15 protein-coding genes are annotated in these 14,412 nt (G+C 46.8%); 11 read left to right on the top strand and 4 right to left on the bottom strand.

Going from position 1 to position 14,412, the window contains the following annotated elements; translation table 11 throughout:
- Positions 1–10: 10 nt before the first annotated feature.
- Positions 11–1,144, bottom strand: coding sequence for an N-methyl-L-tryptophan oxidase (solA, locus tag AC1S8V_RS22135; protein ID WP_482074547.1), 1,134 nt, complete (start codon positions 1,142–1,144; stop codon positions 11–13).
- 131 nt (positions 1,145–1,275) lie between these two features.
- On the opposite strand from solA, the gene AC1S8V_RS22130 reads away from it, so the two are divergent.
- The 6 genes from AC1S8V_RS22130 (at position 1,276) to AC1S8V_RS22105 (ending at position 5,879) form a co-directional block, all read left to right on the top strand.
- Positions 1,276–1,833 carry a GNAT family N-acetyltransferase gene (locus tag AC1S8V_RS22130; protein ID WP_482070783.1) on the top strand — a complete coding sequence of 186 codons (558 nt, stop codon included), beginning with the start codon at positions 1,276–1,278 and terminating at the stop codon, positions 1,831–1,833.
- An 84-nt stretch (positions 1,834–1,917) separates the two neighbouring features.
- On the top strand, positions 1,918–2,673 hold the full coding sequence (locus AC1S8V_RS22125) for an exodeoxyribonuclease III (RefSeq protein WP_482070782.1): 756 nt from the start codon (positions 1,918–1,920) through the stop codon (positions 2,671–2,673).
- A gap of 232 nt (positions 2,674–2,905) precedes the next feature.
- Positions 2,906–3,889, top strand: a complete 984-nt coding sequence (locus tag AC1S8V_RS22120; RefSeq protein ID WP_482070781.1) for an alpha/beta fold hydrolase — start codon at positions 2,906–2,908, stop codon at positions 3,887–3,889.
- A 50-nt stretch (positions 3,890–3,939) separates the two neighbouring features.
- Positions 3,940–4,086 carry a hypothetical protein gene (locus tag AC1S8V_RS22115; protein WP_221824551.1) on the top strand — a complete coding sequence of 49 codons (147 nt, stop codon included), beginning with the start codon at positions 3,940–3,942 and terminating at the stop codon, positions 4,084–4,086.
- A 32-nt stretch (positions 4,087–4,118) separates the two neighbouring features.
- A complete protein-coding gene (locus tag AC1S8V_RS22110; RefSeq protein ID WP_482070780.1) occupies positions 4,119–4,700 on the top strand; it encodes a hypothetical protein in 582 nt (193 codons plus the stop codon).
- A gap of 201 nt (positions 4,701–4,901) precedes the next feature.
- The gene (locus AC1S8V_RS22105) at positions 4,902–5,879 is read left to right on the top strand and encodes a diaminopimelate dehydrogenase (RefSeq protein ID WP_482070779.1); all 978 of its coding nucleotides are present in this window, start codon (positions 4,902–4,904) and stop codon (positions 5,877–5,879) included.
- Positions 5,880–6,037: 158 nt separating this feature from the next.
- On the opposite strand, the gene AC1S8V_RS22100 is transcribed toward AC1S8V_RS22105, so the two are convergent.
- Both AC1S8V_RS22100 and gdhA read right to left on the bottom strand, forming a co-directional pair.
- Positions 6,038–6,892, bottom strand: a complete 855-nt coding sequence (locus AC1S8V_RS22100) for a pentapeptide repeat-containing protein (protein ID WP_482070778.1) — start codon at positions 6,890–6,892, stop codon at positions 6,038–6,040.
- A gap of 185 nt (positions 6,893–7,077) precedes the next feature.
- Positions 7,078–8,463 (bottom strand): NADP-specific glutamate dehydrogenase, encoded by a 1,386-nt coding sequence (gene gdhA, locus AC1S8V_RS22095; RefSeq protein ID WP_482070777.1) that lies wholly within the window; start codon positions 8,461–8,463, stop codon positions 7,078–7,080.
- Positions 8,464–8,851: 388 nt separating this feature from the next.
- Here gdhA and AC1S8V_RS22090 point away from each other — a divergent pair, with 388 nt between their 5' ends.
- The 5 genes from AC1S8V_RS22090 (at position 8,852) to AC1S8V_RS22070 (ending at position 13,362) form a co-directional block, all read left to right on the top strand.
- Positions 8,852–9,325 (top strand): GreA/GreB family elongation factor, encoded by a 474-nt coding sequence (locus AC1S8V_RS22090; RefSeq protein WP_482070776.1) that lies wholly within the window; start codon positions 8,852–8,854, stop codon positions 9,323–9,325.
- On the top strand, positions 9,315–9,821 hold the full coding sequence (locus AC1S8V_RS22085; protein WP_482070775.1) for a cation:proton antiporter regulatory subunit: 507 nt from the start codon (positions 9,315–9,317) through the stop codon (positions 9,819–9,821). The genes AC1S8V_RS22090 and AC1S8V_RS22085 overlap by 11 nt, the downstream gene beginning before the upstream one ends.
- A 3-nt stretch (positions 9,822–9,824) precedes the next feature.
- Positions 9,825–11,030, top strand: coding sequence for a cation:proton antiporter (locus AC1S8V_RS22080; RefSeq protein ID WP_482070774.1), 1,206 nt, complete (start codon positions 9,825–9,827; stop codon positions 11,028–11,030).
- 558 nt (positions 11,031–11,588) lie between these two features.
- Positions 11,589–12,305 (top strand): expansin ExlX, encoded by a 717-nt coding sequence (exlX, locus tag AC1S8V_RS22075; protein ID WP_017687038.1) that lies wholly within the window; start codon positions 11,589–11,591, stop codon positions 12,303–12,305.
- 109 nt (positions 12,306–12,414) lie between these two features.
- Positions 12,415–13,362, top strand: a complete 948-nt coding sequence (locus AC1S8V_RS22070; RefSeq protein WP_482070773.1) for an alpha/beta hydrolase — start codon at positions 12,415–12,417, stop codon at positions 13,360–13,362.
- A gap of 69 nt (positions 13,363–13,431) precedes the next feature.
- Here AC1S8V_RS22070 and AC1S8V_RS22065 read toward each other — a convergent pair whose 3' ends face one another.
- On the bottom strand, positions 13,432–14,310 hold the full coding sequence (locus AC1S8V_RS22065) for a PhzF family phenazine biosynthesis protein (protein WP_482070772.1): 879 nt from the start codon (positions 14,308–14,310) through the stop codon (positions 13,432–13,434).
- Between the last annotated feature and the right edge of the window lie 102 nt (positions 14,311–14,412).

Here is a 14,412-nt window from a genome sequence, read left to right as displayed (position 1 = left end):
AGGCTTGTACTTAACGAAAACGGGACAGGGCGAACCTTCCAATATTCTGATCTGTGTGACCCGTTTGCACCAAGTCGGATAGAATCTGCCCAATGGCACTTGCGAACTTGAAGCCGTGACCGGAGAAACCGCCTGCGAGCCACACACGTTCATGGGCAGGGTGTCGGTCGATAATAAAATCTTCATCCGAAGTGAATTCATACTTGCATACACTTCCACGCTTTAATTCCCCAGCTGCCTGAGGCATATGAAGTTCGAGCAGCCTGCGCAGATCCCCCTCGTCCGATTCTTCCGCACCAAAAGAAGCCATTGCATTTCCTGGTGTCCACACCTGACCTGTATCATGACGACCCATCTTCAGACCTGATCCGCCAATGCTTGGAAATCCATAATATATACCTTCTTTTCCTGCCAATGTGAATCCGGGGAAATGTGCCTCACCATACAAAGCCTCTGGTACATCAAACCATCCAACCGTCTTGCGTACCGCCTGAATTGGGAGATCCACGAAGGGCTTTAACGTCTGAAACCAGGCACCAGCGCTAAGAATGAGCTGATTCGCGTGGTATGTCTCACCACCTGAAGTCTGAACTGCGACGGAATGTGGTCCGTATTCGATATGCTCCACACGAGTGTGAGTTAACAAGGTCGCACCATGAGCCTCGGCTGTCTTGCGAAAGGCACGAATACAGGGTTCACTATACAAATAACCCGCATCAGGTTCATACATGCCCTCGTAATGTTCAGGTACTGTAATACCTGGCCAGCGTTTCATCACTACGGCTGCGTGCAACGTTTCATAACGAATGCCTGCATCATCTGCATGGCTCAACCGATTGTGAAAGGGATGAATCTCCGGGTCAACTATATTCAAGACGCCTGAAGGAACAAACAGTTCGCTTCCAGTCGTTTCCTCCAGCTCATGCCATAACTTCTGTGCAAGTAGTGCCATGGCAATATAGTCAGGCCCACCACTGTACACATGGCGAATCAGTCTGGTATCTCCATGATGACTTCCTTCCGTATGCGGAGGATCAAAGGCATCCATTAATAAAACTTTGCATCCACTACGCGATAGATAATAACCCGCACTCATGCCCATGGAGCCAGCTCCAACGATAATAACGTCATATGATGGTGTGATGATAGCACGTCCTCTCCTGATGAACCCTTTTCTACAGTAATGCCTTAATAGAACATATTAATAGTAAAAGCTTGATGAAGGCAAGTGTAGTAAAATGACTTATATAATGAATATTGCAAAGGAGACCAGGCATGAGTGAGCCATTCAGGTTTGATCTATTTCCACTAATTCAGACAGAACGATTCATCCTCCGATCGGCAGAGGCCGGGGACAGCCGCGATCTGTTGGCGTTATATTCGGATGAAGCTGTGGTTCAATATATGCCATTCACTCCTTTTAAATCCGTTGAGGATGCACAAGGTGAGATGAACTGGTATACGAAGATTTTCAAGGAACACACGGGTTTACGCTGGATGATTGAAGACCGTGAAACTCGTAAAGTGATCGGAACCTGTGGGTTTCTGAACTATGAAGATGTACATAACCGTGCAGAGATTGGATACGACTTGCGTTCGGCTTTCTGGGGCGGTGGCGTTATGACGGAAGTGGCTCATGCTGTGCTGAATTTTGGATTCACGAGCATGCAACTCAACAAGATCGAAGCGAAGGTTGAACCGGAGAACGAGGCGTCTATCCGCCTGCTGCACAAGCTTGGTTTTCAGAAGGAAGGCGTACTTCGACAGCATGAGTTCGAGAAAGGCAGATATATTGACCTTGCGGTGTTCTCCAAGTTACAAAGCGAAATATAGGGAAGGTGTTGTTACTCCAAACCATGAGGCTTGTCCCCCTGAATGGGCCCATGCTATATTGGAGAGATGTGAGGAGATGAGGATATGAAGCTGGTGTCCTGGAATGTGAATGGCTTAAGGGCATGTGTGACCAAAGGATTTATGGATTATTATCAGGAGAGTCAGGCAGATATCTTCTGCCTTCAGGAGACCAAATTGCAAGCCGGACAGATTGAGATGGACCTGGGGGAAGACGTTTATCAATATTGGAATTATGCGATCAAAAAAGGATATTCCGGCACGGCTGTATTTAGCCGAATCAAGCCTATATCCGTTCGTTACGGGATGGAGGAGGACAGCGAGCCGGAAGGCCGGATGATTACACTGGAGTACGATGAGTTTTATCTGGTGAACGTCTATACACCTAACGCGAAGCGGGATCTGACCCGGTTGCCTTACCGTCTGGAATGGGAAGACCGATTCCGAGGTTATATTCTGCAACTGGAGCAGACCAAGCCCGTTATCGTCTGTGGTGACCTGAATGTGGCTCATCAGGAGATCGATCTGAAGAATCCGAAGCCCAATCTGGGCAATTCGGGATTTACGCTGGAAGAGCGTGGCAAGATGACCGATTTGCTTGCTTCTGGTTATGTGGACAGCTTCCGTCATCTATATCCGGATCGTACGGATGTGTACAGCTGGTGGTCTTATATGCCGAAGGTTAGAGAACGGAACGTGGGCTGGCGCATTGATTATTTTCTCGTATCCAATCCATTGGCACCTAAGATGGCAGATGCGCATATCGACTGCCATGTGATGGGCAGTGATCATTGCCCGGTGGGTCTTACATTGCAACTATAGGTACGGATCATCGTGAGATGGATTGAGGTATGAATTTTAGAATATAGTTATAGACGAACTGCAAGTTTCCCTAATCGGAGATTTGCAGTTTTTTTACGTCACGGGTAGGGGAGGGAGACTGGACTTTGGTTGGGGAAAGGACTGGACTCCGGATTGTTTCAATTTCGCTATTTCTTGGGTACGATTGAAGCATACATATGTAGATGAACCTTTGGGATAAGGGGTAGAGAAGATGAAGAAGGGGTTACGGAGAGGGTTAAAAGTGCTGGGAGGCCTGATGCTGGCTGCAGGACTTTTACTGCTGACAGGTACAGCTTATGAGGCGTATCAATCCACGCAGGATATGAAGTCCTATCCACCGCCAGGCAAGTATTATGAAGTGAGTGGTCGTAACATGCATCTCTACACCGCTGGCAAAGGGGAGGTAACGGTGGTGTTTGCCTCAGGCTGGGGTACACCCAATCCGTATGTGGATTTTAGCCCGCTATATGACAAGTTAAAATCACAGGTGAAAATTGCAGTATATGATCGGTTCGGATATGGATACAGCGACTATACGGATGAACCTCGTGATATCGATACCATCTCGGAAGAAATTCACCAATTGCTGCGAACATCCGGTCAACGTCCGCCTTACATTATGGTAGGCCACTCCCTTGGAGCTCTGGAGACTCTCCGATTTGCGCAAAAGTATCCCGATGAGGTGGCCGGCATGGTCATGATTGATGGCGGAAGTCCTGAATATTACAGTACGGTGGAAATGGATACGCCCGAATGGTATTTTGCTTCAGCCCGATTCCTGGTTAAAACAGGCATTGCGCGTACATTGCTGCATTCGGATCAGATGATGGCAACACTGGTCATTGACCCGGAGTTGGTTTCTGCGCCGATGAAAAAGGCTGCCACCATTTCTACCCTGAAGCATGCATACAATGACAACGTGATGGATGAGATTCGTCATTCCAAGATCAACGCATTACGTGTGCTGGAGAACAAAAAGGAGTTTCCTTTCCCGCTGACGATCCTGACAGCCGGATCAGATCAACCCAGTGAGGGGAGTCGGGCATGGCAGGCAGATCAAGTGAAATTTGCTTCATGGTCCAGACAAGGAACCCAGCAGATTGTCCCTCACGCCGAGCATTACATCCACAACAGTCAACCGGATATTGTCGCTGCCGAGATCATGAAATTAGTGACACCGTCCAGTGACCTATGAGTAACATGACCCCACAAACACATGATGAACAGGATGAGGAGGAGGGATGGATGAAAAAGTTTAGAGTGATCACCCGCTTCCTGTCCATTCTGGTAGCCAGTTGTCTATTGTCTTTAAGTGTATTATCTGTATCTGTGATATGGGTTAAGAATAACGTTCATGCGGTGCCTGTGATCCAGCCGTTTGAACGTGATTAGCACATAAAATGAAGGTGAAGGAGTGGTAACGGATGGTAAAGAGAAGGAAATATGTGTTGGCCTGTGCGGCATTAGCGATGATGGTGGCCTTGAGTGCTTGCAGCAGCGCGGCAGACGAACCGACAGGTGATACTGAGAAGGTGGACACCGAAGTTACCTCCGGAACTGGTGAACAAGCCACGAATGAAGAAACGAGCGAAGCAACAGCAAGTGGAGTGACCGAGACGGAGGGTACGACTGCGCCAGCAGACTCCGATTCAGAAAGCGGTGAGCAAGCCTCTGCTGGAACCAATGAGTTGCCGGAGAACTTGCCAAGTGATTTCCCATTGCCGGAAGATGCAACAATACGTTTAGCCAATTCTGGTGAGAATGAAGGCAAGCAATCGGCCATGGTGATTTTCTCCACTGAACAAGATATGAAAACCGTATCTGAGCTGTATAAAGATTACTTCAACGCCAAAAAGTTGACGGATGCGGGTCAGACGATCGATGACAAAAATATTATCATTCAGGGAACCGACCCGGATACGCAGGATGTCTGGTCCTTGATTGGAGGAACATTGGCGGGACAGGAAGGCGTCATTGAACTGACGTTGACCTGGACAGAATCATAAGATTCAGATGAGGGACATTGCTCTCCCTACTTAAAATTAACGAATAGATTCCATGATGCCTTGCATACGGAACAGCATTATTGCTGCACCGCTGTAAGGTATTTTTTATTCGAACTGGAAACCTGACAAGTTACATGGTATGTTATATCATTATACAAGAAGTAATAGACAACTATAGAAGAAGACAGGAGAGGATTGAACATGATTAGAGTAGGAATTGTAGGGTACGGTAACTTGGGTAAAGGTGTAGAGAAAGCCATTTCCCAGAACGAGGATTTGGAACTGATTGCTGTGTTTACACGTCGTAATCCGGAGCAGATGGTTGCTGAAAGCACAGAAGTTCGTTTTGAGCATATCTCTGCAGCGGAGCAATACATAGGCAAGATCGATGTCATGATCCTCTGTGGTGGCTCGGCAACCGACCTTCCGGAGCAGACACCAGCTATCGCCAAGTTGTTCAATACGGTAGACAGCTTCGATACACATGCGAAGATTCCTGAGTTCTACAAGGAAGTGAATGCTGCGGCAGAGCAAGGCGGTCACGTGAGTGTCATATCTACAGGTTGGGACCCAGGCTTGTTCTCCATGAACCGTCTGCTTGCACAGTCTATCCTGCCAGAAGGAAAAGAGTACACGTTCTGGGGCAAAGGTGTAAGCCAAGGGCACTCGGATGCCATTCGTCGTGTTCCAGGTGTTAAGGCGGGTGTACAGTATACTGTACCTGCCCAAGAGGTCATCAACCGCATTCGTGCAGGGGAGACACCAGAACTGTCTACACGCGAGAAACATCTGCGTCAATGTTATGTGGTAGCAGAAGATGGTGCCAATCAGGATGAGATCCGTGAGACGATTGTGTCGATGCCTAACTACTTTGCAGATTACGATACGACAGTAACATTTATCAGCGAAGACGAATTGAAATCCGAGCATGAAGGCATGCCGCATGGTGGATTTGTAATTCGCAGTGGGGTTACAGGTGCCGGTCAAAAGCAAATTATTGAATTTGGTCTGAAACTCGACAGCAATCCTGAATTTACAGCGAGCGTACTTGTGGCGTATGCAAGAGCCGCACAACGCTTGAGTGTGGAAGGACATAAGGGAGCGAAGACGGTATTTGATATTCCGCTCGGTCACCTGTCTCCAAAATCAGCTGAGGATCTTCGCCGCGACTTGTTGTAATTCTGATTCGTTCCAGTGATTTGTATAACAAACAGCTCGTCCTTGGATGTATAGGACGAGCTGTTTTTTTTGCTGTTGCTTTATATGATTCATACATTCATATGAATTAGCAAGGTACATTGCTGCTTGTATTCCTGCTCGTGCTCTTGCCGAGTGCACTACACCCAGTGCGTGGGAATAGTTAAGTGATCCGGCAACTTGGTATGCATATCACCTTTGGCTGCATTAAGCTGGGATTGCGTCAGGAAGATGCCACCTCTCAGGTCTGCACCGCCCAGATTCGTATCCCGCAAGTCCGCGCCAATCCAATCGGAATTTCTCACATCTGCATTTTGGAGATCGGCTGCAATCATTAAAGCCCCTCGGAAGCTCGCGCTCCGCAGGTCAGCTCCTTTTAAGTTGGCGCCAAAGAAGTCACTTCCGGTGCGCTTTTTGCCCTTCTTCGACTTTCCTTGTCCAGAAGTTGCAGGTGGTACATTCGCGCGTACCATTTCACTTGCCTGGACCAAGAGTTGATTCACAGTGGACCGATGTTCAGCGATATTCAGACGCAAGAGGGCTGCAGGCTCCAGATTACTCAGACGCTCAATCTCCTGATATAACTCACCAAATGCCGAGTGAAGCGTTAATGTTTCCGGACGCATCATCATTTCCTTCATATAACTAAGCAACTCGTGAAGTTGCCGCAGGGCGGGCAGACAATCAAACATTTCAGTTGCAGACTCCGGATGATCCCGCCAATCTTTACCCGCGTAGGTCACTTGAGACAGCTTCTGTCCGGCTCCGAAACAGTCGTATACGGTACATCCTTTGAAACCTTTCTGCCGCAGCTGGGTATGGATACCACAGCGATTGTCATTGCGCAGGTTGGAACAGGGTGTGCCGCTGGCCTTATCAAAAGCAAAGTCCGATGACTTGCCATAGGGCAGGGCAACACAGCACAGGCCAAAACATTGCTCGCAGTCTGCACTCAGATGAGGACTCGCAGTACTGGCAAATGGTTGGTTAGACAATATAAACACTTCCTTATAATAGTACACACAGATGAAATCACGTCAGTACCACTTTACCATCCCGCCGGAATACGATCAATTGATAACAAGAAAAAAAGGGCGTTCCCCAAGTTCATAGGAACACCCTTTTTCGTGGAGAATCCTTCCGTTATTCAGGCATCTCTCCATAGTATTTTGTATTTAATTTAAACCACACCTTGAGCAATCATGGAATCGGCGACCTTGAGGAAACCGGCGATATTCGCTCCGGCTACGAGGTTACCTTCACAGCCATACGCTTCAGCGGCTTCTACACAGCTGTTGTAGATGTTCTTCATGATGTCATGCAGCTTCGCGTCTACTTCTTCAAATGACCAGGACAACCGCATGCTGTTCTGTGACATTTCAAGAGCAGACACGGCTACACCGCCGGCATTCGCCGCTTTGGCTGGACCAAACAGCACGCCTGCACCGTGGAAGACGTCAATGGCAGCCAGGGTGGAAGGCATATTCGCGCCTTCGCCAATGGCCTTCACGCCACCTTTGACCAGAAGGGCCGCAGCTTCTTCATCGATCTCATTTTGCGTCGCACACGGAAGAGCGATATCACAAGGAATAGACCAGATTCCTTCACAGCCTTCGGTATATGTTGCATGCGGGTGTTCTTTGATGTATTCGCTGATGCGAAGACGATCAACCTCTTTCAGACGTTTCACGGTATCCAGGTTGATGCCTTGTGGATCGTATATGTAGCCGCCTGAGTCACTACACGCCACGACTGTAGCACCAAGCTCCTGTGCCTTCTGAATGGCATAGATGGATACATTACCAGAGCCAGAGACAACGACCGTACTGTCCTTGAAGCTGAGTCCTTTGGATTGCAGCATCTCATGCACGAAGTACACACAGCCGAAGCCAGTTGCCTCTTTGCGTGCCAAGCTTCCCCCGTATAGAAGACCTTTTCCAGTTAATACGCCTGCCTCATGCCCGCCATGAATACGTTTGTATTGGCCGAACATGTAACCGATTTCCCTCGCGCCTACACCAATGTCGCCAGCAGGTACATCGGTATCGGAACCGATATATTTGTACAGCTCTGTCATGAAGCTTTGTGTGAAACGCATCACTTCCAGATCTGATTTTCCTTTGGGATCAAAATCGGAACCACCTTTACCACCGCCAATAGGCAGGCCGGTCAAAGCATTTTTGAAAATCTGTTCGAAGCCAAGGAACTTGATGATGCCCGAGTATACGGATGGATGGAAGCGAAGTCCGCCTTTGTAAGGGCCAATGGCACTGTTAAATTGCACCCGGAATCCACGGTTAACCTGAACTTTGCCCTGATCATCTACCCACGGAACACGGAATGTGATTACACGTTCGGGTTCGACAAGCTGTTCCAGCAGACTATGGTTCCTATATTTGGGGTGTGCTTCAATAACAGGAATAAGGGAATCCAGGATTTCTTTGACAGCCTGATGGAATTCGTCTTCATACGGATTTCTGGCGACAACGGACTCATAGACGGAATGAACATATGCTGCGGCAGTAACTTGAGCTGACTCTGTAGTTTCTTTTGTTATCGTGGACACTTTTTCGATGCACTCCTTTATTGTGTTAAAGTCTGTAGATGCTTATTTGCATAAATTGCATAAAAGTTTGTAGTTAAATATACAGGAAAGCAAATAAAAATACGAGATAGAAATCCATAAAATGTTTTTTATGCTGTAATTAAAATGTTCTATGGATCTACCATCTGATGTGAAGAATTAAGTTACCAAATGGATAATACAACCAAATGAATTGACATTAACAGCAAGTTAGCCGAATGCACTGGATTAATATTTTTCTTTTGGTAAGATGGTATGAAGGTCTCGTGTTCTGAGGTCTATACGAATAACAAGGAGGAAAACAAGATGATCAATAGAAACATGCGAATCAACGTGGAGAACAAGGCTTGTATAGGGGGTGAAATTTATTATGAACCATAGGACTTCCCGCCAAAATTGCAGAGAGAAGCTGGTAAGCCAGCTATTTACATTGGGTGAAGAGAAAAGGACATTTCTCGACGCTTATTTCGACGTGCGCGATCCGCAGCGAATACAGTTGGAAAAACAGCTGTTGGCATATACGCAGTATGTGGAGAAATTGCTCTTGGGCCCGGATGAAGATCTGGACTCGGTTGTATTGATCGGTAGTCTCATTGAATTTGAATACATCGATTTTCACACATCGGATTCATTCGTGATTGTCATGCCTGATGATACTGATCCTGATAAGGGGCGTATTTCCTTTCTCTCCCCAGTAGGAAGTCAATTGTTGCTAGGCAGTAAAGGGGAAGTGCGTTCCGTTCAGACGCCATCAGGCTCCATGCGGATACGCATCACGGGAATTGAACTTCAGAGCGAATCTATGAACGACTTGACTCTGGGGGGTGCAGATCATGCACTTTAAGGAGACCGATTTACCGGGAATTGGACGTAAATACTGGCTGTATACCCGTAGTGGCGAGCATCTGGTCATTGTAATTCATAACGACGAGCGACGTGACCTGTTTCACATGGAGTCAGGGGATACGCCTGAAGAGCTGGGGGATATGGTATCTCTGGTTACCCTGGACGATGATGAAGCACGGGCAGTAGCCGCTATTGTCGGTGGTATGACCTATAAACCGAAGTTTCAGAATGAGCGCGAAGTAATGCTCGAAGGGCTGTTAATCGAATGGCTTCGAATCGAGCCTCACGCGACAAGCATAGGTATGACAATTGGTGAACTGGATATCCGGCAGGCAACAGGTGCCGTTATTTTGGCTGTTGTGACCAAGGACAAGGAGAAGCAATTCAATCCAGGTCCAGACTATGTTTTTACAGCTGGAGCTACAATTGTGGTCGCAGGTGAACGGAATCAGATCAAACAGCTCAAACAATTGTTAACTGATGGACGGACTTAGCCTATGGATATGCTCATATTCGAAGTGGGAATTGCCGTTGCGCTGATTACACTTACGGGGCTGATATCTTCACGATTACGATTTTCGGTCATTCCTTTCTATATCCTGATTGGTATGGCTGTTGGACCACATGCACCACAGATCGGCATAGTGGATTTGCGTTTTATCGAAAGTTCGACCTTTATTGAATTTATGGGCAGGCTTGGTATTTTGTTTTTGCTATTTTATCTGGGTCTGGAGTTCTCGGTCTCCCGTTTATTAAAGTCTGGTAAAGCCATTCTGACCGGAGGCATGTTCTATGTAGGCCTGAATTTTGTCTCTGGATTGCTGTTGGGGTGGTTCATGGATCTGCCCCTTCAGGAGACACTTGTTGTCTGCGGGATCATGACCAGCTCTTCTACAGCCATTGTAGCTAAAGTACTCGTTGATCTGAAACGCACGGCAAACCCTGAAACAGAGATTATCATGGGCATGATCATGTTTGATGACTTGTTCATCGCGATTCATATCTCCATCCTGACTGGGCTTGTGCTCAGCGGGGCAACTTCATTCTTAAGTGTTCTGCTGGTATCACTGTCTGCTCTACTGTTCATTGTGCTGTTCCTGATCATCGGCAGGAAGAGCATCAAATATATTGATAAGGCACTGAACATCAAGTCGTCAGAGCTGTTTCTGTTAACTGTCATGACACTGCTCTTCCTGGTAGCGGGCTTCTCGGAGACACTTCATGTAGCGGAAGCAATTGGAGCCTTAATGATGGGACTTGTGCTGGGCGAATCAAGACATGTCAGTCGAATTGAACATCAGATCATGCCTTTCAAAGATTTTTTTGGTGCAATTTTCTTCTTCAGCTTTGGACTGACCATTGAGCCGTCGTCACTCGGCGGAGCTGTCGGCATGACAATTATTGCAGTGATTCTGACGATTGCCAGTAACTATGGTGCAGGTATGATCGCTGGCAGATTGGCTGGAATGAGCCCAAAGGCTTCACTGAATGTAGGATTTACCCTGGTCTCCCGGGGCGAATTCTCTATTATTATGGCTAATATCGGCAAGGCCGGGGGACTGATGGCCTCCATCCAATCGTTTGCCGTATTATATGTGTTAATCTTGGCTGTACTGGGACCTATTCTGACGAAAGAATCTCCGCGGATCTACGCACAGTATGAGCGACTAAGGAAGCGGGTGAAGCGAAGGGAGACAGGATGAGACGAACGCTGGCTGTCACTGGACAGACTGGGAATTCTGACCGCAAGGCATAATAAGCGCCACACTGTTGGGAGAGAGAAATCACTCCAGGGTGTGGCGCTTTTTTATTATTGGGAATCGACCCAATACCGCTTTGTTATGATGTCCCTTCCACCAATTTATGGTATGTATCCATATCTTGTGCGTGGTCATGAATGTGAAAGTCCACAGGCAGGACTATAGTTGTGATTTAGTAGATAGGGATTGAAAATAAACAGTTATTATGTAAAATAATGTTATATTCAAATCTAGCAGTTGAACATACCATTTACACGAGAACGTAGAGGACAGAAGAAACCTGAAGAAGCGGAGCTAAAAGCTTTCTGGAAGAAAGCTACTTCGTAAGCATGTACTTCGCCTTTATCAACAGATTTTCACCTTTGTAAAATTGAATCAAAAAATCTGGGGATAACAGTGATCGGAAGGTTATTCTGTCATCGGAGTGGCAAGTGTAAATATTCTTTAGTTCAACTTATGTTTCAATGTAACAGAAGGTAGAATGACAAGGAGGAATAGTTCATGAATAAGAAAAGTAGATTTCAACGGTTAAAATGGGCAGGTACAGGGATGTTGCTCAGTCTCGTATTATTTGCTCTGCCTGCATCAGCTGCTTGGAACGATACATATCAGGGGTATGCGACGTACACGGGTTCAGGTTACTCGGGAGGTGCGGTGTTGCTTGATCCCATCCCGGCAGACATGAAGATTACTGCACTCAATCCGTTCCAGCTCAATTATAACGGGGTTAAAGCTGCCTTGGCGGGAGCCTATCTCGAAGTACAGGGACCTAAGGGCAAAACAACGGTCTATGTAACAGATCTGTATCCAGAGGGTGCTAGTGGGGCACTGGATCTTTCGCCGAATGCCTTTAACCTGATCGGTGACCCGAAGGCAGGCAAAATCAATATCAGCTGGAAAGTGGTCAAAGCGCCAATTCAAGGCAATGTCTCCTATCGGATTAAGGAAGGCAGCAGTCAGTGGTGGGCAGCCATTCAGGTCCGCAACCATAAGTATCCGGTGCTGAAGTTCGAAGTGAAACAAAAGGATGGCACGTGGCTCAATCTCGAAAAGCAAGATTATAATCATTTCCTCGGAACCGGACTGGGCAAAGAAAAACTGAACGTTCGTATTACCGATATTCGCGGTCAGGTATTGAATGACACGATCCCGGCTCTGCCTAATGATGGGTCAGGCGGTGCATACATCGTACCGGGCAATGTACAGTTTCCCGATTGACAGATATACGAAGGTGTTATAAAAAGAAGTATGGTCATAGACGTATTCTTAACGAAAAGTCGTACACTGTACGGCTTTTTTTGGTATACGAAAGAGGAGAATGTACCGTATGAAAAAAAGTTTACCTTCCTATCAGACAACACATCCCTATTGGAAACAGTATCAGGCCTTTTTCCCGGAAGAAGTAAGGCTAGGGGAGGACACAGCTCCTGAGGAGGAATGGTGGGAGTCGAGTGGGGTTCATTTGCATATCGATCGATTACCCGCGCCTCAGTCTCCAATCAAAATTCTGTTCATTCATGGTGCGGGAGGCAATGGGAGGTTGCTCGCTCCGTATGCCCGAATGTTACACCGAAATGGATACGAGGTGGTATCGCCAGACCTTCCACCGTATGGGTTAAGTTACGCAATGTCTGGTACACGTATCAACTACGAACTATGGATAGAACTACTTGTTTCACTCATTGAACGGGAATATAAGAAAGACGGCAAGCCAATCGTCGTAATGGGAAGCAGTATTGGAGGCATGCTCGCCTATCATACCAGCGCCCGCAGTGAGCATGTTAAGGGTCTGATCGCAACTACATTTGTAGACACGAGTAACCCCGATATGCGTGATCAGCTTGCACCCAATCGTCTGGTGAGCCGGGTGGGAAAACGCATGATGGATCTGTTCCCGAGTCTGCTGGATCATATGCGGATTTCGGTCAAGCAGGTATCCCGGATGCAACTGATTAGTAACAACCAGGACTTAACCCGGCTTATTATGAATGATCCACAAGCGGCAGCCACACGTATTCCGTTGGAATTATTAAGAACATTCCTTAATAAGGAGCCGGAAGTAAGCCCGGAACAATTCAGTCAATGTCCAGTTCTGTTGGTTCATCCTGAATTGGACCCTATGACACCCATCAGGTTCAGCCAATCTTTTTTTGATCGACTGGTGGTAGATAAGGAATGCATCCTTTTGGAAGGGGCAGGCCATTTCCCGATAGAGCAGCCAGGGCTGCAGCAATTGGAGGCGGCGGTGCTACGATTTTTGCAACAGATTCAATGACAACCAAAGGCCACTACAATGCTTCGCATAAGATAGTTTACATATCCTGAGTACGTAAAACACCTCCCACTAAGGGAGGTGAATTTGGATATTTTTGATATGAATTGCACTACCGCCAACCTGAATCTGTGTGATTTCATTGGAACTATCCAAAGTTAATCGGGCTCGGATCTCGGAGGGACGGTTCATGATATACCCTTGTCTGATCGTATACGTTTGCTGATGAGGATCTGTGAGTTGGTTGTATTGATATAGATAACAGAGCATTGCACCATTGGATGTGCCCGTTGCACTCTCTTCCGGTATATCATAAAGTGGTGCGAAATTTCGACATTCTGCCAGAACGTCCTTAGCATCTGGTTCGAGTGTAAACACGTGATAACCTATGACATGATGTGCTTTACATATTTCAGTGATACGCTGGAAGTCAGGATCGATTTTGGCCAGCACATCAATATCTTTAACGGCTATCATGATATCGGGTAGCCCGGTAGACACAATCTGTACAGGTAGTTCGGAATGCAAATCCTCCATAGAAATACGTAATGAATCGGCAATTTGCTGTCGATCCACGATCTCCCCAAACTCCGGCAACGTCTGTGACAGATAGACTTCTCCATTGACTTCGATATCGACTTTAAGAATTCCGGCCAGTGTCTCCAGTGTATATGTACCAACATCAATGAGATGTTGTGTCTTCATTAGATAAAATAAAGCAATTGTGGCATGTCCACATAGATCGACTTCATCACTTGGGGTGAAGTAACGTACTTTGAAATCAGCCTGATCCGATGGCATAACAAACGCTGTCTCTGAAAAACCGACTTGTCTGGCAATCTCCTGCATCTGGGATTCAGATAAATGCGCTGCTTGTAGAACAACACCTGCGGGATTTCCACCAAGAGCCTTGTCCGAAAATGCATGTAATGTACTTACTTCAACTTCCATATCGTTACCTCGCTTGTTCAGTTATTGGGTTAAGATTTAACTTAATCGATAATCGACATTATATCACGATTGTTGAACTGGATTGTAAATCCCAAATTGGCT

It is taken from the genome of Paenibacillus sp. B46(2026), assembly GCF_056786355.1.
The sequence above is the reverse complement of the archived record's forward strand: the minus strand, read 5'-3'. Positions and strand labels throughout refer to the sequence as shown.